Annotated in this window: 17 protein-coding genes; 12 read left to right on the top strand and 5 right to left on the bottom strand. The window is 75.0% G+C overall.

The genetic code is table 11. From position 1 onward, the window contains the following. Nucleotides 1-26: 26 nt before the first annotated feature. Nucleotides 27-1,562, bottom strand: coding sequence for an IclR family transcriptional regulator domain-containing protein (locus tag Nocox_RS44025; protein WP_020547275.1), 1,536 nt, complete (start codon nucleotides 1,560-1,562; stop codon nucleotides 27-29). Between the two features lie 118 nt (nucleotides 1,563-1,680). On the opposite strand from Nocox_RS44025, the gene Nocox_RS28300 reads away from it, so the two are divergent. The 8 genes from Nocox_RS28300 (at nucleotide 1,681) to Nocox_RS28335 (ending at nucleotide 8,662) form a co-directional block, all read left to right on the top strand. Next, nucleotides 1,681-2,433: a CoA transferase subunit A gene (locus tag Nocox_RS28300; protein WP_020547276.1), complete on the top strand. Its 753-nt coding sequence runs from the start codon at nucleotides 1,681-1,683 to the stop codon at nucleotides 2,431-2,433. Continuing rightward, nucleotides 2,430-3,059, top strand: coding sequence for a CoA transferase subunit B (locus Nocox_RS28305; protein WP_020547277.1), 630 nt, complete (start codon nucleotides 2,430-2,432; stop codon nucleotides 3,057-3,059). Before Nocox_RS28300 ends, Nocox_RS28305 begins: the two co-directional genes overlap by 4 nt. Further along, complete coding sequence (locus Nocox_RS28310; protein ID WP_020547278.1) at nucleotides 3,056-4,201, top strand: thiolase family protein; 1,146 nt, start codon at nucleotides 3,056-3,058, stop codon at nucleotides 4,199-4,201. The genes Nocox_RS28305 and Nocox_RS28310 overlap by 4 nt, the downstream gene beginning before the upstream one ends. Nucleotides 4,202-4,208: 7 nt before the next feature. Continuing rightward, nucleotides 4,209-4,961 (top strand): protocatechuate 3,4-dioxygenase subunit beta, encoded by a 753-nt coding sequence (gene pcaH, locus Nocox_RS28315; protein ID WP_020547279.1) that lies wholly within the window; start codon nucleotides 4,209-4,211, stop codon nucleotides 4,959-4,961. Beyond that, nucleotides 4,958-5,485, top strand: a complete 528-nt coding sequence (gene pcaG, locus Nocox_RS28320; RefSeq protein WP_020547280.1) for a protocatechuate 3,4-dioxygenase subunit alpha — start codon at nucleotides 4,958-4,960, stop codon at nucleotides 5,483-5,485. The genes pcaH and pcaG overlap by 4 nt, the downstream gene beginning before the upstream one ends. Then, nucleotides 5,472-6,710 (top strand): 3-carboxy-cis,cis-muconate cycloisomerase, encoded by a 1,239-nt coding sequence (gene pcaB, locus Nocox_RS28325; RefSeq protein ID WP_084685937.1) that lies wholly within the window; start codon nucleotides 5,472-5,474, stop codon nucleotides 6,708-6,710. The genes pcaG and pcaB overlap by 14 nt, the downstream gene beginning before the upstream one ends. Nucleotides 6,711-6,712: 2 nt before the next feature. After that, nucleotides 6,713-7,795 (top strand): bifunctional 3-oxoadipate enol-lactonase/4-carboxymuconolactone decarboxylase PcaDC, encoded by a 1,083-nt coding sequence (gene pcaDC / locus Nocox_RS28330; protein WP_020547282.1) that lies wholly within the window; start codon nucleotides 6,713-6,715, stop codon nucleotides 7,793-7,795. Between the two features lie 138 nt (nucleotides 7,796-7,933). After that, entirely contained in the window at nucleotides 7,934-8,662 is a 729-nt protein-coding gene (locus tag Nocox_RS28335) for a TylF/MycF/NovP-related O-methyltransferase (protein ID WP_020547283.1), read from the top strand. On the opposite strand, the gene Nocox_RS28340 is transcribed toward Nocox_RS28335, so the two are convergent. Beyond that, complete coding sequence (locus Nocox_RS28340; RefSeq protein ID WP_020547284.1) at nucleotides 8,601-9,587, bottom strand: 1-aminocyclopropane-1-carboxylate deaminase/D-cysteine desulfhydrase; 987 nt, start codon at nucleotides 9,585-9,587, stop codon at nucleotides 8,601-8,603. The genes Nocox_RS28335 and Nocox_RS28340 overlap by 62 nt on opposite strands. 140 nt (nucleotides 9,588-9,727) lie before the next feature. On the opposite strand from Nocox_RS28340, the gene Nocox_RS28345 reads away from it, so the two are divergent. Both Nocox_RS28345 and Nocox_RS28350 read left to right on the top strand, forming a co-directional pair. Further along, entirely contained in the window at nucleotides 9,728-11,872 is a 2,145-nt protein-coding gene (locus Nocox_RS28345) for a SpoIIE family protein phosphatase (protein WP_051112772.1), read from the top strand. Nucleotides 11,873-11,956: 84 nt separating this feature from the next. Continuing rightward, on the top strand, nucleotides 11,957-13,213 hold the full coding sequence (locus Nocox_RS28350) for a cytochrome P450 (protein ID WP_020547286.1): 1,257 nt from the start codon (nucleotides 11,957-11,959) through the stop codon (nucleotides 13,211-13,213). A 12-nt stretch (nucleotides 13,214-13,225) separates the two neighbouring features. Here the strand turns inward: Nocox_RS28350 and Nocox_RS28355 are convergent, their stop codons facing one another. After that, nucleotides 13,226-13,639 carry a VOC family protein gene (locus Nocox_RS28355; protein ID WP_020547287.1) on the bottom strand — a complete coding sequence of 138 codons (414 nt, stop codon included), beginning with the start codon at nucleotides 13,637-13,639 and terminating at the stop codon, nucleotides 13,226-13,228. Nucleotides 13,640-13,772: 133 nt separating this feature from the next. On the opposite strand from Nocox_RS28355, the gene Nocox_RS28360 reads away from it, so the two are divergent. After that, a complete protein-coding gene (locus Nocox_RS28360) occupies nucleotides 13,773-15,374 on the top strand; it encodes a CocE/NonD family hydrolase (protein ID WP_020547288.1) in 1,602 nt (533 codons plus the stop codon). 46 nt (nucleotides 15,375-15,420) lie between these two features. Here Nocox_RS28360 and Nocox_RS28365 read toward each other — a convergent pair whose 3' ends face one another. Both Nocox_RS28365 and Nocox_RS28370 read right to left on the bottom strand, forming a co-directional pair. Beyond that, nucleotides 15,421-15,615, bottom strand: a complete 195-nt coding sequence (locus Nocox_RS28365; protein ID WP_020547289.1) for a CsbD family protein — start codon at nucleotides 15,613-15,615, stop codon at nucleotides 15,421-15,423. Between the two features lie 110 nt (nucleotides 15,616-15,725). Then, nucleotides 15,726-16,193 (bottom strand): MarR family winged helix-turn-helix transcriptional regulator, encoded by a 468-nt coding sequence (locus tag Nocox_RS28370; RefSeq protein ID WP_020547290.1) that lies wholly within the window; start codon nucleotides 16,191-16,193, stop codon nucleotides 15,726-15,728. A 57-nt stretch (nucleotides 16,194-16,250) separates the two neighbouring features. Here Nocox_RS28370 and Nocox_RS28375 point away from each other — a divergent pair, with 57 nt between their 5' ends. Next, nucleotides 16,251-17,030: an alpha/beta fold hydrolase gene (locus Nocox_RS28375; RefSeq protein ID WP_020547291.1), complete on the top strand. Its 780-nt coding sequence runs from the start codon at nucleotides 16,251-16,253 to the stop codon at nucleotides 17,028-17,030.

Raw genomic sequence — 17,030 nt, forward strand, 5'->3', positions numbered from 1 at the left:
GTCCCGGCCGGCGGGCCCGCGACGGGTCAGCGGCCGAGGTGGACCACTTGGCGCAGGTCGCCGTTCCAGGCCGGGCCGTGCACGTACGCGAGGTCGGCCGCCATCCGCGCGGCGGCCTCCCGCAGCTCCGGCAGGACCTCGCGCACCAGGTCGCCGGGCGTGGCGCGGCTGGCGTGCGTGGCGACGTTGACGGCGGCGACCACCCGGCCTGAGCCGTCCCTGATGGGCACCGCCAGCGACCGCACCCCCTCCTCCAGTTCCTGGTCCACCAGGGCGTACCCGTCGGCGGCGACCTGGCGCACGACCGCCTTCAGCTCGGCGGTGGTCGCGATGGTGCGGCTGGACAGCGGCTTGACCGCGATGGCGTCCAGCCGCTCCTCGGGCAGGTCGGCGAGCAGGACCCGGCCCATGGACGTGGCGTAGGCGGGGAAGCGGGTGCCGACCGTGATGTCCACGCTCATGATCCGCCGGGTCGGGCGGCGGGCCAGGTAGACGATGTCCTCGCCGGACAGCACGGCGACCGACGCCGACTCGTGCACCCGGGCGACCAGGTCGGCGAGGTGCGGCTGCACGACGGCGCGGAAGGGCAGGCCGGACAGGTGCGCGTAGCCCAGCTCCAGCACCTTCGGCAGCAGGACGAAGCGGGTGCCGCGGGCGGCGGCGTAGCCGAGCCGTTCCAGGGTCTGCACCGCGCGGCGTACGGTCGCCCGGGGCTGGCCGGTCGCGCGGGAGGCGTCGGCGAGGGTGGCGCCGCCGGGCCGGCCGAGCGCCACCATGACGGCCAGGCCCCTGGCCAGCGACTGGAGGTAGCCGGCGCCGAGCTCCTGCTTGGCCGTTCGCGACCCGTCCACGGCGTCCCCCGGCTCCCTGCCCCGGTCCTCGTCCAGGGGCGGGCGGGCGAGTGCGGCCTCCATCTCGGTCACCGTCGCCCGCAGCCGGGGCAGGGCGTACGCGCGCAGCCCGTCGGCGGTGTGCCTGCTGGTGTGGCTGACCACGCTGGCCGCGCCCACGACCCGCCCTGCCGGGTCGCGCACCGGCACCGCGACCGCCACCAGCCCCGGCTCGACGAGCTGGTCGTCCACGGCCCACGGCGCGGCCGGGTCGAGCAGCGCGAGCCCGGCCGCGCACCGGCCGGCGGGCAGCAGGTCGCCGACCCTGAAGGCGACGGACATGGTGCGCCGCCGGGTGAACTGCGCGACGAAGCGCACCCCGTCCCCGTCCGGCACGGCCAGCGACACCGACTCGTCGAGCTCCTCGGCCAGCCGCCCGGCCGGCGGCGACAGGGCGTCGCGGAGCCCGCCGCCCGCGAGGTACGCCTCCCCCAGCTCCATCAGCCGCGGCGCGAGCCGCACCTCCCGGCCGTCGAGCCGCAGGTAGCCGAGGTGGGTGAGGGTGGCGAGCACCCGGTCCACGGCGCTTCTCGCGAGCCCGGTCGCCCGGACGAGGTCGGTCGCGGCCATGGGCCGGCCCGGGTCGCCGGCGAGCACGCGCAGCACGGCGAGGCCGCGTTCGAGCGTCCCGGGGGCCGGGGGTCCGGCTTCGGGGGTTTCGGCCGCTTCCATCCGCCACTCCTCCGGTCGAGGGGGCTCCTTTGACAGGTCACCCCTCTGTACGGATACTCGATACCACAATAGTGGACAAAAGTTCACTATGCGAACACTCCCGGTGAATTGGAGCGTCGTGCGGAGAGACAAGGTGGTGGCCTCGGCCGAGGAGGCGCTGGCCGGCGTGCGGGACGGCGCGTCGTTCGCGGTCGGCGGGTTCGGGCTGAGCGGCATCCCGAACGTGCTGATCCAGGCCCTCTACAACACCGGCGTCACCGGCATATCCGTCGTGTCGAACAACTGCGGCGTGGACGGCGGCGGCCTCGGCGTGCTGCTGGCCGCCGGCCGCATCGCGCGGGTGACGGCCTCGTACATCGGCGACAACAAGGAGTTCGCCCGCCAGTACCTCAGCGGCGAGCTGGAGGTCGAGCTGACCCCCCAGGGCAGCCTCGCCGAGCGGCTGCGCGCGGGCGGCGCGGGCATCCCCGCCTTCTACACCCCCGCCGGGGTCGGCACGCCGGTGGCCGACGGCGGGCTGCCGCTGCGCCACAACCCGGACGGCTCCGTCGCCGTCGCCTCGTCTCCCAAGGAGGTGCGCGAGTTCGACGGCCGCCCGTACGTGCTGGAGCACGGCATCACGACGGACTTCGCGCTGGTGCGCGCCGCCAAGGGCGACCGCCACGGCAACCTCGTCTTCAACAAGTCCGCGCGCAACTTCAACCCGCTGGCCGCGATGGCCGGGCGCGTCACCGTCGCCGAGGTCGAGGAGCTGACCGAGCTGGACCCGGACGAGGTCCACCTGCCCGGCGTCTTCGTCCAGCGCGTCGTCGTGCTGACCCCCGAGCAGGCCGCCGACAAGGGCATCGAGAAGAGGACCACCCGATCATGAGCTGGACGCGGGACGAGATGGTGGCGCGCGCGGCGGCCGAACTGCGCGACGGCGACTACGTCAACCTGGGCATCGGCCTGCCGACCCGCATCCCGTCGTTCCTGCCTGACGACGTGGACGTGATCCTCCACTCGGAGAACGGCCTGCTCGGCGTCGGGCCCTACCCGTACGAGCACGAGGTCGACCCCGACCTGATCAACGCGGGCAAGGAGACGGTGACCGTGCGCGAGGGGGCGTCGTTCTTCGACTCCTCGCTGTCGTTCGGGATGATCCGCGGCGGGCACATCGACGTGGCGGTGCTGGGCGCGATGCAGGTGTCGGCCACGGGCGACCTGGCCAACTGGATGGTGCCCGGCAAGCTGGTCAAGGGCATGGGCGGGGCGATGGACCTCGTGCACGGCGCCCGCAAGGTCATCGTGATCATGGATCACACGGCCAAGGACGGCTCTCCCAAGATCGTCAGGAAGTGTTCGCTGCCGCTCACCGGGCAGGCGTGCGTGCACCGCGTCATCACCGACCTCGGCGTGCTCGACGTCACCGGGGACGGGCTGCGGCTGGTGGAGACCGCGCCGGGAGTGAGCGTCGAGGAGCTGCGCGAGCGTACGGAAGCCGAGGTCCTGGCATGAAGACCGTGTACATCGTGGACGCCGTCCGCACCCCGTTCGGCCGCCACAACGGCGCGCTGGCCGGGATCCGCCCCGACGACCTGGCCGCGCACGTGGTCAGGGCCGTCGCCGAGCGCAACGGCGTCGAGGCCCCCGACGAGGTGATCCTCGGCAACGCCAACGGGGCCGGCGAGGAGAACCGCAACGTCGCCCGCATGGCCGCGCTGCTCGCCGGGCTGCCGGTGAGCACGCCGGGCGCGACCGTGAACCGGCTGTGCGGCTCCGGCATGGAGGCGGTCATCCAGGCGTACCGGATGATCGCGCTCGGCGACGCCTCCACCGTGATCGCGGGCGGCGTCGAGTCGATGACCCGCGCCCCCTGGGTGCTGCCCAAGCCCGACCGGGCCTTCCCCGCGGGCGGCGCGGAGCTGGTCTCCACGACGCTCGGCTGGCGGCTGGTCAACCCGAGGATGCCCGCCGAGCACACGGTGCCGCTCGGCGAGGGCGCCGAGCTGATCGCCGGCAAGCACGGCATCACCCGCGAGGAGCAGGACGCCTACGCCCTGGCCAGCCACCAGAAGGCGGCCAAGGCGTCCTTCGAGCGCGAGATCGTCCCCGTCGGGGACGTCACCCGGGACGAGGGCATCCGCGAGGACAGCTCGCTGGACAAGCTCGCCCGGCTCAAGCCGGTCTTCCGCAAGGAGGGCACGGTCACCGCGGGGAACTCCTCCCCGCTCAACGACGGCGCGGCGGCGCTGCTGCTCACCGACGAGGACGGGCTGGGCGGCCGCGAACCCCTGGCGCGGATCACCGCCGGCGCCGCGAGCGCTCTCGAACCCCGCTACTTCGGACTCGGCCCGGTCGAGGCCGCGACCCGGGCGCTCGCCAAGGCCGGCCGCGGCTTCGCCGACCTCACCACCGCCGAGCTGAACGAGGCGTTCGCCGCCCAGACGCTCGGCTGCCTGGCCGAGCTGCCGGATCTCGACCCCGCCCTGGTCAACCCGGAGGGCGGCGCGATCGCGCTCGGGCATCCGCTCGGCGCGTCCGGCGCCCGCGTCACCGGCGCCGTGGCGCACCGCCTCGCGGCGGCCGGCTCCGGCGTCGGACTGGCCACTCTCTGCATCGGTGTCGGCCAGGGGCTGGCCGTCGTACTGGAAAGGTAGCCGCTCCATGATCCCACCCCCCTCGCAAGCCGACATCGACCGCGAGACCGCCGAGGTGCACGCGGCGCACGCCGGCGAGGAGGCGAACCATCCGCTGCGCGACTTCCCCCCTTACCGCAGCAGCATCCTCCGCCACCCGAAGCTGCCGGCGCTCGCGGTCAAGGACCCGGAGGCGGCCGAGCTGGCCGGGCCGGTGTTCGGCGTCTCCGACGTGACCGCGCTCGACTCCGACCTGACCAAGCAGCACCTCGGCGAACCGCTCGGCGAGCGGATCACCGTGCGGGGCCGGGTGCTCGACCGCGACGGCCGGCCGGTACGCGGCCAGCTCGTCGAGGTGTGGCAGGCCAACTCCGCCGGCCGCTACCGGCACCAGCGGGACGACCACCCCGCCCCGCTCGACCCCAACTTCTCCGGGGTCGGGCGCTGCCTGACCGACGACGAGGGCCATTACCTCTTCACCACGATCAAGCCGGGGCCGTACCCGTGGCGCAACCACGTCAACGCCTGGCGGCCGGCGCACATCCACTTCTCGGTGTTCGGCACGGCGTTCACGCAGCGGCTGGTCACCCAGATGTACTTCCCGGGCGATCCGCTGTTCCCGTTCGACCCGGTCCTGCAGTCGGTGACGGACGAGCGGGCCAGGCAGCGGCTCGTGTCCGCCTACGACCACGACCTGTCCGTGCCCGAGTTCTCGCTGGGCTACCGCTGGGACATCGTCCTCGACGGCCCGGCCGCCACCTGGATGGAGGAGGGCCGTTGAAGCCGACCCCTTCGCAGACGATCGGCCCGTTCTACGGTTTCGCGCTGCCGTTCCCCGGCGGCGGCGACCTCGCCACCGGCGGGATCACCGTCCAGGGGTACGTCTACGACGGCGACGGCGTGCCGGTGCCTGACGCGCTGCTGGAGTTCTGGCAGGCCGGCCCGTCGGGCGACCTGCGCGGCCGGCCGGGCTCGCTGCGCCGCGACCCGGTCACCGGGGCCGTGATCGGGCGGCACGGGCTCGACTTCACCGGCTTCGGCCGGGTGCCGACCGACGCCGACGGCCGCTACGGGTTGCGCACGCTCATGCCGGGGAACGGCTACATCAGCGTGTGCGTCTTCGCCCGCGGCCTGCTGCACCACCTGTTCACCCGCGTCTACTTCGACCGGGACGCGGCCTTCCTGGACACGGTGCCGCCGGAGCGGCGGGAGACGCTGCTGGCCGTGCCGGAGCGTGAGGACTTCTACCGCTTCGACATCCACCTGCAGGGCGAGAAGGAGACGGTCTTCCTTGACTTCGGCTGACCCGGGAGCTTCGGCCGGCCCCGGAGCCGATCTCGGGCTGCTGTCCCCCATGCGGGGCGCGGCCGGGGAGACCGGCGACGCCGCCGTCCTGCGGGCCCTGCTGGACGCCGAGGTCGCGCTGGTCCGCGCCCAGGCCGCGATCGGCGCGGCCCCGCGGGAGGCGGCCGAGGCGGTGGCCGGGGCGGCGCGGGAGGCGGCGTTCGACCTGCCGGGGCTCGTCACGCGGGCGCGCTCCGGCGGCAACCCGGTGATCCCGCTCGTGGAGGACCTGCGCGCGGCGGCCGGGCCGCACGGCGCGTACGTCCACCGGGGCGCGACCAGCCAGGACATCATGGACACCGCGCTCATGCTGGTGGCGCACCGGACGCTGGGCCCGGTGCTGGCGGACCTCGGCCGGGTCGCCGGCGACCTCGCCGGGCTGGCCGCCGCGCACCGCGACACCGTGATGGCCGCGCGGACGCTCACCCAGCAGGCGGTGCCGACGACGTTCGGGCTGAAGGCGGCGGGCTGGCGCAAGCTGGTCCTGGACGCCCGCGACCGGCTGCGCGCCGCCCGCGACTCCCTGCCGGCCCAGCTCGGCGGGGCCGCGGGCACCCTCGCCGCCTTCCACCCCGAGCCTCCGGAGCCCGGCCCCGACGTGGTCGGGCTGGGTGAGGCTCCCGAGCGCCCGGAGCCCGGCCCTGACGAGGTGGGGGCGGGCGGGGATCCCGGGCTGCGGCTCGTGGCCCGGTTCGCCGCCGAGCTGGGGCTGGCCGAGCCGGTGCTGCCGTGGCACGTGCTGCGCACGCCGGTGGCCGACCTCGGCGGGGCGCTGGCGTTCGCGTCGGGCGCGCTCGGCAAGGTGGCGGCCGACGTGCTCGTGCTCTCGCGCACCGAGGTGGGCGAGCTGTCCGAAGGCGTCGGCGGCGGCTCGTCGTCCATGCCCCACAAGCGCAACCCGGTCCGCGCCACCATGATCGCCGCGGCGGCGCGGCAGGTCCCGGCGCTGGCCGCCGTCCTGTACGCCGCGCTCGCCGCCGAGGACGAACGCCCCTCCGGCGCCTGGCACGCCGAGTGGCAGCCGCTGCGCGAGTGCCTGCGCCTGGTCGCCGGGGCCGCCCGCGACGCGGCCGAGCTGGCCGGAGGGCTGCGGGTGCACCCCGAGCGCATGCGCGCCAACCTGACCCTGTCCGGCTCCACGGGCTCCGCCCGCGCCCTGGTGGAGCGGGCTCTCAAGGAGGACTGACGATGGTGCACCACCGGCTGGACGGCCCTGCGGACGGCGAGCCGCTGATCCTCGGACCGTCGCTCGGCACGTCCCTGCGCCTGTGGGAGCCGCAGGTCGCCGCGCTGGCGCGGACGTTCCGGGTGCTGAGGTTCGACCTGCCGGGCCACGGCGGCTCCCCGGCGGCCCCGGTGGCCACGGTCGAGGACCTGGCCGCCCTGGTGCTGGAGACCGCCGACGCGGCGGGCTTCGGCTCCTTTCACTACGCGGGCGTGTCGATCGGCGGCGCGATCGGCGCGACCCTGGCGCTGCGCCACCCCGGCCGGGTGCGCTCGCTCGCCATGGTCTGCTCCTCCGCCCGCTTCGGCGAGCCCGCGGCCTGGCACGACCGGGCCCGGCTGGTGCGCGCCGAGGGCACCGGCCCGCTGCTGGAGAGCACGGCCGCCCGCTGGTTCGCCGGCCCGCCGCGGCAGGCGCTGCTCGACGACCTGGCCGCCGCCGACCCCGAGGGGTACGCGGCCTGCTGCGACGCCCTGGCCGGCTACGACGTGCGCGCCGAGCTGTCCGCGATCAAGGCCCCCACCCTGGTCGTGGCGGGCAGGGACGATCCCGCGACGCCGCCCGCGCACGCCAGGGAGCTCGCCGACGGCATCCCCGGCGCGACGCTCGTGGAGCTGGCGGGCGCCGCCCATCTGGCCCCCGCCGACCAGCCGGAACGCCTGACCGCCGCGCTGCTCGCCCACCTCCCCTCGACGCCTGGCATGCGGGTGCGGCGCGAGGTGCTGGGCGACGCGCACGTGGACCGGGCGGTGGCCCGTACGACGCCGTTCACCAGGGACTTCCAGGACTTCATCACCCGTTACGCCTGGGGGGAGATCTGGACCAGGCCCGGCCTCGACCGGCGGACCCGCAGCTGCGTCACGCTGACCGCGCTCGTCGCCCACGGCCACCTGGAGGAGCTGGCCATGCACGTGCGGGCGGCGCTGCGCAACGGGCTGACCCCGGACGAGATCGGCGAGGTGCTGCTGCAGAGCGCCGTCTACTGCGGCGTCCCGGCCGCCAACGCCGCCTTCGCCGTCGCCCAGCGCGTCCTGTCGGAGGAGTGACCCCAAGCCCTTTGTGCGACATCCCGTGACGCGGGGGTCACGCGGCGACCATACTGCTGTGCGTATTCAGGCGTGGTCCGCACCCCACCCTTACTGATTGCCTCGGCGGAAACGCGAGCGACTGCGAAGGGGTTACGCATGTCAGAACGCACCTTGCTCGACGGGAGCTGGTTAGGCGGCGCTCCCGGGGAGTGGCCCGAGCTCAGGAACAAGGTCACCTATCCGTCCCGGGCCCAGGTCCTGGAGCTGTCCGTGCAGCTGTCCCGGCCGGTGCCCGGCCACATCGTGGAGTTCGGCGTCTGGAAGGGCTACTCCACCCGGGTCATCAGGGACGAGTTGTGGCGGGCCCGGCTGTGGGAGCGCCGGCAGCGCCGCAAGCGCATCTACGCCTGCGACTCCTTCGAGGGGCTGCCCGAGGGCTACGAGAACCTGCCGGCCGGCACGTTCGCGACGCCGGTGCCGCGGCTGAACGGGGTGCGGGTCGTCAAGGGGTTCTTCGCCGAGTCGCTGACGCCCGCCCTCGCCGCCGAGGTGGGCCTGGTCAGCCTGGCGCACCTGGACGCCGACCTCGAGTCGGCCACCGCGTGCGCGCTGGACTGGCTGACGCCGCTGCTCGCCGACGGCGCCCTGCTGCTGTTCGACGAGTTCTACGGCGAGGACCCGGCCGAGTGCCGGGCCTTCGTGGACTGGAGCACGCGCTCCGGCGTCCGGACGACGCTGCTCGCGCTGTTCGGCAGGGAGCCGAGCGGCAAGGGCGGCATGACCGACCGGCGGGCGTTGTTCCAGGTGATCGGCAGGAGGCACCTCAGGAAGGCTCCGCCGCTGCCGCCGGTCCGGCTGCGGCGTCGTCTGGCCTCCCGCTGGTGAGCCAGCCGGCGTAACGGGAGGCGAGCAGGCCGGGCAGTCCTCCGGTGTGCACGAACACCACCCGCGTGCCCCTGGGCGCCTCGCGCGCGGCGGCGAACAGGCCCGCCATGGCCTTGGCCGTGTAGACGGGGTCGAGCAGCAGGGACTCCGTCCGCGCCGCCGCCCGCAGCGCGTCCAGGGCCGGGCCGGTCGGCTCGCCGTACGCCGCCCCGGCCTGCCCGGTGTCCAGGCGGCAGCGGCCGCGCGGCGCGGGCAGCCCGGCGAGGGCGGCGGCCTCGGCGGCCAGCTCCTGGACCGCCTCGGCCAGGCCGGGCCGGGCGCCGACGTCCACGCCGAGCACCTTGCCGTGGTCGCCGAGCCCGGCCGCCAGCCCGGCCTGCGTGCCGCCCGAGCCCGCGGCGACCACGACCAGGCCGGGGTCGAGGCGTGCGGCGAGCTCGCGGCCCACGTCGGCGTACGCGGAGGCGCCGAGCGGCGACGAGCCGCCGATCGGGATGGCGTAGGGGCGCCGGCCCCGCGCGGCCAGCTCCCTGGCGTGCTCCTGGATGGCGGCCTCGGTCTCGGCGTACGGCAGCGGCCCGCCGTCCAGCCAGTGGATGCGGGCGCCGAGCACGCGGTCCAGCAGCAGGTTGCCGCTGTCGTCGCCGGGCGTGAGCAGCAGGTCGCAGCCGAGCCCGGCGAGGTTGGCGGCGGCGGCCGTCATGCGGGCGTGGTTGCTCTGCGCTCCCCCGCCGGTCACCAGGTGGTCGCAGCCCTTGGCCAGGGCGTCGGCGACGATGGCGGCGAGCTTGCGCGCCTTGTTGCCGCCGCCCGCCAGGCCGGTCAGGTCGTCCCGTTTGACCCACAGGTCCTCGGGGCCGAGGCCGAGGCGGCGGGCCAGGCGGGGCAGCGGGTGCAGCGGGGTCGCGGGAACCGGAAGGATCACCGGCCCATCGTGTCCGGGAGGGGCGGGGCGGGCAAGCGGATGTCCGATGTTGAGCGGAAGGTGAGCGGCCCGCCATCGACCTGCGGGGTATCCTGCCCGTATGGGGGGTTTCATACTGCTTTTGTGGTCTCCGTGCGTGAATGGGGAGACGGACGGCTGAGCCGGTGCGGGAGCACGCCGCGCACCGGCCGGGCCGGGCCGGCCTGGACGACCTGCTGATCCGGGCCATCACCGACGCGGGGGCGCACATCGGCATCGTCTACCTCCTGGCCGACGACGGCCGGGGGCTGGTGATGGACGTCCAGCTCGGCATGCCCGAGCCGATCGCCATGTCCTGGGCCCGGCTCAGGGTCGGCGACCCCGTGCCGGCCGCCAGGGCCGTACGCGAGGACCGCCTGGTCTGGATCTCGGGCCGCGAGGACCTCGCGCGGCAGTTCCCCTCGGCGGCGCTCTCGCTGCCCTACCACTTCGCGGTGGCCGTCCGCCCCATCCGCGGCGGCGGGCGCGTCTGGGGCGCGCTGATGCTGGTCTGGCCCGCGGGGTACTCGCACGCGCTGTCACGGGAGCAGCTCGACGCGATCGACGCGAGCTGCTCCGCCCTCGCGGGCCTGCTCCAGCGGGAGGCCGACCGGGGCGAGCCGATCACGCCGGGGCCGCGCCCGCGCATACTCAACCCGCGCCCCGCCCGCGCCGCCGACACCGCCTCGCAGCTCGTCGCGCTCCAGGCGCTCAACAGGCTGCCGGAGGGCTACTGCTCGCTCGACGTCGAGGGCCGCATCGCGCTGATCACCGCGCCGGCCGCCGACCTGCTGTCCGTCTACGCCTCCGAGCTGCAGGGCGAACGCCTGGGCGAGGCGCTGCCCTGGCTCGACGACCCGCTCTACGAGGACCTCTACCGGTCGGCGGTGCTGAGCGGCCGGGTCACCGCGTTCACCGCCCGCCACCCGTCGGGGCGGCTGGTCACCTTCCGGCTCTTCCCCGGCCTGACCGGCGTCACCGTGCGCGTCACGCCCGGCGCGCTGGACCACGACCCCGCGGAACGGCCGCCGCCCCACGAGATCGGGCGGCCGACCCGCATCATCGCCCTGCACGAGATGCTGCACCTCGCGACGACGCTCGCCAGGGCCGTCACCGCGCAGGAGGTGATCGACCTCGTCGCCGACCACGTCATGCCGGTCTACGACGTCCAGGCGCTGGCCATCCTCACCACCGAGGGCGGGCGGATGCGGGTGGCCGCCTCGCGCGGCTACAGCCGGCAGGCCGTCGCCGAGCTCGACGGGCAGCCGGTGATCCCGCCGGCGCCGGAGCTGCTGCCGTACGACGCCGCCCGGCCGGCCTTCTTCGAGAGCTGGGCCGACCTGCGGGAGACGTACCCGGAGGCCCTGGCCTCCGACGACATGAAGGCGTGGGCGTTCCTGCCGCTGGTGACCTCGGGGCGGCCCATCGGCACCTGCATCCTCGCCTATGACCGGCCGCACCACTTCGAGCCCGACGAGCGCGCCACGCTGACCGCGCTCGCCGGGCTGATCGCGCAGGCGTTCGAGCGGGCCCGGCTCTACGACGTCAAGCACCAGCTCGCCCAGTGCCTGCAGTCGAGCCTGCTGCCGCACACGCTGCCGGAGATCCCGGGGCTCGAACTCGCCGCCCGGTACGTCCCGGCCACCCCCGGCATGGACATCGGCGGCGACTTCTACGACCTGGTCCGGCTCAGCGACACCCAGGCCGCGGCGGTCATCGGCGACGTCCAGGGGCACGACGTGACCGCCGCCGCCCTCATGGGCCAGGTGCGCACCGCCATCCGCGCGCACGCCACCGCCGGCGCCTCCCCCGGCGAGGTGCTGGCGCACACCAACCGGCTGCTCATCGAGCTCGCCCCCGACCGCTTCACGAGCTGCCTGTACGTGAGCATCGACCTGGAGCGGCACACCGCCTGCCTGGCCAGCGCCGGCCATCTGCCGCCGCTGCTCGGCCGGCCCGGCGAGCCCACGCGCGTCCTCGACAGCGCCACGGGCCTGCTGCTGGGCATCGACCCGGAGGCCGAGTACCCCACCCTCGACCTGGACCTGCCGCCCGGCAGCGTGCTGACCCTCTACACCGACGGCCTCATCGAGCAGCCGGGCGTGGACCTCGGCGACGCCATCCGCGACCTCGCCGCCCGCTTCAACCCCACCCCGGACGGGTCGCTGCGGGACCTGGCGGAGTCGCTCATCGAGCCGGCGGCGCTGGAGCAGCGCGCCGACGACCTCGCCATCCTGCTGCTCCGCTGCGCCCCCACCGGCCCCTGACCTGGAGCCGGCCGCATGAGGGCGGCCAGGGGCGGGAATGCCTGTCTACGCCCCTGCACCCGCCTGCCGCCGGGAGGCTGACCCGTGGCCACGACCCTGACGTCCGCGGAGGAGGCGGGGCGCTGCCTCGCCACGCCCGCCGCGTACACCGACGAGGCCCGTCTGCACGAAGCCCTGGCGCTACTGCGCCGCGAGTCGCCCGTGCGGCGGGTGGAGGCCGACGGCTACCGGCCCTTCTGGGCGGTGACGCGGCACGCCGACGTGCTGGAGATCGAGCGGGACAACACGCTGTGGCTGAGCGCGCCCCGGCCGGTGCTGCGGCGGGCCGACGTGGACGCCGCCCTGGAGGAGCAGCGGGCGCGCGGCGGCGCGCTGAGGACCCTCGTCCACATCGACGACCCCGAGCACCGGGCGCTGCGCGCGGTCGGCGCGGACTGGTTCAGCCCGAAGGCGATGCGCGAGCTCCGGGCGCGGGTGCGGGAGCTGGCCAGGCGGTACGTCGACCTGCTGGCCGAGCACGACGGCCGGTGCGACTTCGTCCGTGAGGTCGCCGCGCACTATCCGCTGCGCGTCATCCTGTCCCTGCTGGGGCTGCCGGAGTCGGACTTCCCGCTGATGCTGCGGCTGACGCGGGACCTGTTCGGCCAGGACGACGCCGGCCGGCGGCGCGGCGAGGGGGCGGCGGCCCACACCTCGGTGCTGGCGGACCTGCTCGGCTACTTCCGCGAGCTGACCGCGGCCCGCCGCGCCCGCCCGACCGGCGACCTGGCCTCGGCCATCGCCAACGCCCGGGTGGACGGCCGGCCGCTGAGCGACGCCGACGCGGCCTCGTACTACGTCATCATCGCCACGGCCGGGCACGACACGACCACCTCCACCATCGCGGGCGGGCTGGAGGCGCTCGTCCGGCATCCGGGGGAGCTGCGGCGGCTGCGCGAGGACCCCGGGCTGCTGGGCACGGCCGCCGAGGAGATGATCCGCTGGGTAAGCCCGGTGAAGGCGTTCATGCGGACGGCGGCGGCCGACACGGCGGTGCGGGGGACGCCGGTGGCGGCGGGCGAGTCGGTGCTGCTGTCGTACCCGTCGGCGAACCGGGACGAGGAGGTGTTCGACGAGCCGTTCCGGTTCGACGTGGGCCGGACGCCGAACCGGCATCTGGCGTTCGGGGCGGGGGTGCACCACTGCCTGGGGGCGGGGCTGGCGCGGATGGAGATCCAGGCGCTGTTCGCCGAGCTCGTGCCCCGGCTGGCGGAGGTCGGGCTGGACGGCGAGCCGGCCTGGCTGGCGACGACGTTCGTGGGCGGGCTGAGGAGCCTGCCCATCCGCTACGCGCTGCGCTGACGGCCCGGCGCCCTAGCGGGTGTCGCGGCGCAGCGGATGGTCGGGCGGCACCTCCACCAGGACGATCCGGTGGCCGTCGGGGTCGGCGATCCACAGCTCGACCAGCCCCCACGGCTCGCGGCGGGCCCCGCGCAGCACCTCCACGCCGGCCTGGCGGAGCCGGGCCTCCTCGGCGGTCACGTCGCGCACCTGGAGCCAGAGCGACACCGCGCCGCCGTCCCCGCCGCCGTCCCCGCCGCCGTCCCCGGCCCCGTCCCATGCGCCGGACAGCTCCAGGAGGCCCTGCCCGAGGAAGAACACCGTGCCGGGATGCTCCGGCGGGCCGAACTCGCGGAAGACGGCCAGGCCCAGGGTCTCGGCGTAGAAGCGGCGGCTGCGCCCGGGGTCCCGTGGGCGCAGCAGCACCCGGCTGCTCAGCACGTCCATGCCGCACCTCTTCCCGCCGGGCGGGAGCCCCAAGCCCCCGCCCCGGGCCGATCGCGCAGCGCCAGAAGCCTAGGACGGCTCGACCTTATTGTTTGCCCATAGCGTTGCCGCCGTCCTCGTCCTGGGAGCCGCCATGCCGAAGCTCGACCGCCACCCGCTGCCCGTCGTCGTCGAGCACGACACGCCCATGCCGATGCGCGACGGGACCATCCTGCGCGGCTCCGTCCACCGTCCCGCCGAGGGCGGGCCGTTCCCGGCGTTGCTGGTGCGCACGCCGTACGGGGAGCCGACGTTCCGGTCGGTGCCGGTGATCCCGGCACTCCAGGCGGGCTTCGCGGTGGTGCTGCAGCACTGCCGGGGGCGCGGCGCCAGCGACGGCGAGTTCCGGCCGTGGCGGGACGAGGGCGCGGACGGCCACGACACCGTCGCCTGGATCACCAGCCGGCCGTGGTCGAACGGCGAGGTGGTGATGAGCGGGATGTCGTACCTGGCGGGCTGCGCGCTCCAGGCCGCCGCCACCCGGCCGCCGGGGCTGAAGGCGGTCGTCGCGCAGATGACGCCGCACGACTTCCACGACGGGCTGAAGTACCACGGCGGCGCGTTCGCGCTCGGCTCGGCCCTGAACTGGGGGGCGCTGCAGGCGATGCTCGGGCTGCTGCACGCGATGGAGGCGGGAGAGGACGCCGGCCCCGGGTTCGCCGCGCTGCTGCCGGTGCTGCGCGACCAGGCGGCGGCGGCGCGGACGCTGCCGCTGCGCGACGTCCCGGGCATCCCGTGGTGGCGGGACTGGACCGGGCATCCGGAGCGGGACGCCTACTGGGAGGAACTGGCCGAGACCCTGCGGCACGACCGGATCGAGGTGCCGGTGATGCACGTGGCGGGCTGGTTCGACCTGTTCCTGGCCGGGACGCTGGAGAACCACCGCCGCCTCGGCGGGCCGCTGGTCATCGGGCCGTGGACGCACCTGTCGCCCGGCGCGTCGGGGGCCGGGCGGCTGGACTTCGGGTTCGGGGCGCAGGCCGCGACCATCCGGCTCGAACAGCGGCAGCTCGCCTTCCTCAAGGGCGAGGACACCGGCCCGGCGGTGCACCTCTTCGTGATGGGCGACGACGTGTGGCGGGAGGAGGAGTCATGGCCACTGGCCCGCGCCGTGGAGACCCGCTACCACCTGCACGCCGACGGCCTGCTGTCGCCCGCGCCTCCCGCGTCGGGCGAGCCGCGCACGTTCGCCTTCGACCCGCGCGACCCGGTGCCGACGACCGGCGGGCCCCTGCTGCTGCCCGACCCCACCAACGTCGGCCCCCAGGACCAGCGGGACGTGGAACGCCGGCCCGACGTGCTCTGCTACACCACGGAGGAGCTGACGGCCGACGTCGAGGTGACCGGGCCGGTCACGGTGACCCTGCGCGCCGCCACCTCGGGGGCCGGCACCGACTGGACGGCCAAGCTGGTGGACGTGCATCCGGACGGGCGGGCGATGAGCGTCGTCGACGGCATCACGCGCACCTCCTCCTCGTCGGGGACGTACGTGATCGACCTGGTGGCGACCAGCCAGGTCTTCAAGGCCGGGCACCGGATCCGGGTGGAGATCTCCAGCTCGAACTTCCCGCGCTTCGACCGCAACCCGGGCACCGGGCGGCCCGCCGCCGAGGCCGCGGAGTCCGACCTGGTGGTGCAGCACCAGCGGGTGTTCCCGGACTCCTTCCTCACCCTGCCGATCGTCCCCAGGCCGTGACAGCGGTCGGGGCGGGCCCGTCACCGCGGGCCCGCCCCGACGGGCGTCACTTCTTGAACGCGTCCTTGACCTTCTTGCCCGCGTCCTTGACCTTCTCGCCCGCCTGCTTGAGGCCGCCCTCGGTCTGGTCGGCGCGGCCCTCGGCGCGCAGCTCCTCGTCGCCGGTGGCGTCCCCCAGGTTCTCCTTGGCGCGGCCCTTGAGCTCCTGGGCCTTGTTCGAGATCTTGTTCTCGGCGCTCATATGTGTGCCTCCCTTTGTGGTGCTCGGCTGTGGTGCTCGGCTGTCATCCCCAGCGAGCATCTCCCCTTACCCGGCAGCGCGGGAGGAAACTCCGCGGCCCGCGCTCCCGCTCAGTCCACGTCCGGGTCCACCTCGTCGAGGAGGCGGAGCAGGCGGGAGAGCACGCGCAGGCAGGCGGCGATGTCGGCGTCGGACAGGTCGCCGCCGACGCGGCCGAGCACCTCCCGCTCGCGGGCGAGGACGGCGTCGATGGCGGCGCGGCCCTCCTCGGTGAGCCGGACGAGGGAGGACTTCCGGTGGGCCGGGTTGGGGGCGAACACGACCAGGCCGCGCGCCGCCGCGTCGTTGGCCATGCGCTGCACGAACTGCCGGCTCAGCGCCTGCTCCCGCCCCATCCCCGGCACGGTCATGGGCCCGTGCTCGCGCAGCAGGTGGAGCACGGCGCGTACGCCGACCGACAGGCCCTCGATGGGGGCGTCCTGCTCGACCTTGCGCTGGGCCCGCCGGTACAGCGGCCCGACCAGGTCGAACACCTCGGTCAGCCGGTCGGTGGGCCGTGCGGGATCTGTTCCGTTCACCCCTCCATCATGACACCTGAGTTGTCATTCTGCCGAGAAAGTGACACCTTGGTTGTCATGAACGACCTCTTCTGGCTCGACACCGGAGGCTCCGGCCCGCCTCTCGTCCTGCTGCACGGCGGCTTCCTCGACCACGGCATGTGGGCCGGCCAGATCCCGCACTTCGCCGCGCGGCACCGCGTGATCGCGCCCGACGCCCGCGGCCACGGCCGCTCGGCCAACGCCACGGGTCCGTACCGGCTCGCCGACGACCTCGCCGGCCTGCTGCGCCACCTGGACGCCGGCCCCGCCGTCCTGGCCGGCGTCTCGATGGGCGCGAGCGTCGCCGTGGACACCGCGCTGGAGCATCCCGACCTGGTCAGGGCCGTGGTCGTCACCGGGGCCGGCACCTCCGAGCCGTACTTCACCGACCCCTGGACCGTCCAGGCCATGTCCTCCTGGCACGCGGCGATGGCGGGCGGCGACCTGGAGGGCTCGATCGACGGGTTCATGGCCTTCGCCGCGGGCCCGCACCGCGCCGAGGCCGACGTCGATCCGCGGGTCACGGCCCGGCTGCGCGCCATGGCCAGGACCACCATGGCCAAGCACGCCGCGGGCGAGCCGGCGCACCTCGTCCAGGTCCGCGACACCTGGGAGCGCGTCCCCAAGATCGGCGTCCCGGTGCTGGCCGTGCACGGCGCGCTCGACTCCCCCGACCACCTCGCCATGGCCGCGCGCCTGGCCGCCGAGGTCCCCGACGGCCGCGAGGCCACCGTCGAGGGCGCGGCGCACTACCCCAACATGGAACGCCCCGGCGTCTACAACGAGATCGTCGGGGCGTTCCTGGACGGCTTGTGA

The organism is Nonomuraea coxensis DSM 45129, assembly GCF_019397265.1.
Taxonomy (GTDB): Bacteria; Actinomycetota; Actinomycetes; order Streptosporangiales; family Streptosporangiaceae; genus Nonomuraea; species Nonomuraea coxensis.

Coding starts and splice junctions, on each gene's coding strand:
- Nocox_RS28365 (WP_020547289.1), bottom strand. CDS start 15,615: ATGAGCGCCGAGAACAAGATCTCGAACAAGGCCCAGGAGCTCAAGGGC.
- pcaH (WP_020547279.1), top strand. CDS start 4,209: ATGATCCCACCCCCCTCGCAAGCCGACATCGACCGCGAGACCGCCGAG.
- pcaDC (WP_020547282.1), top strand. CDS start 6,713: ATGGTGCACCACCGGCTGGACGGCCCTGCGGACGGCGAGCCGCTGATC.
- Nocox_RS28345 (WP_051112772.1), top strand. CDS start 9,728: ATGGGGAGACGGACGGCTGAGCCGGTGCGGGAGCACGCCGCGCACCGG.
- Nocox_RS28335 (WP_020547283.1), top strand. CDS start 7,934: ATGTCAGAACGCACCTTGCTCGACGGGAGCTGGTTAGGCGGCGCTCCC.
- Nocox_RS28310 (WP_020547278.1), top strand. CDS start 3,056: ATGAAGACCGTGTACATCGTGGACGCCGTCCGCACCCCGTTCGGCCGC.
- Nocox_RS28375 (WP_020547291.1), top strand. CDS start 16,251: ATGAACGACCTCTTCTGGCTCGACACCGGAGGCTCCGGCCCGCCTCTC.
- Nocox_RS28355 (WP_020547287.1), bottom strand. CDS start 13,639: ATGGACGTGCTGAGCAGCCGGGTGCTGCTGCGCCCACGGGACCCCGGG.
- Nocox_RS28360 (WP_020547288.1), top strand. CDS start 13,773: ATGCCGAAGCTCGACCGCCACCCGCTGCCCGTCGTCGTCGAGCACGAC.
- Nocox_RS28305 (WP_020547277.1), top strand. CDS start 2,430: ATGAGCTGGACGCGGGACGAGATGGTGGCGCGCGCGGCGGCCGAACTG.
- Nocox_RS44025 (WP_020547275.1), bottom strand. CDS start 1,562: ATGGAAGCGGCCGAAACCCCCGAAGCCGGACCCCCGGCCCCCGGGACG.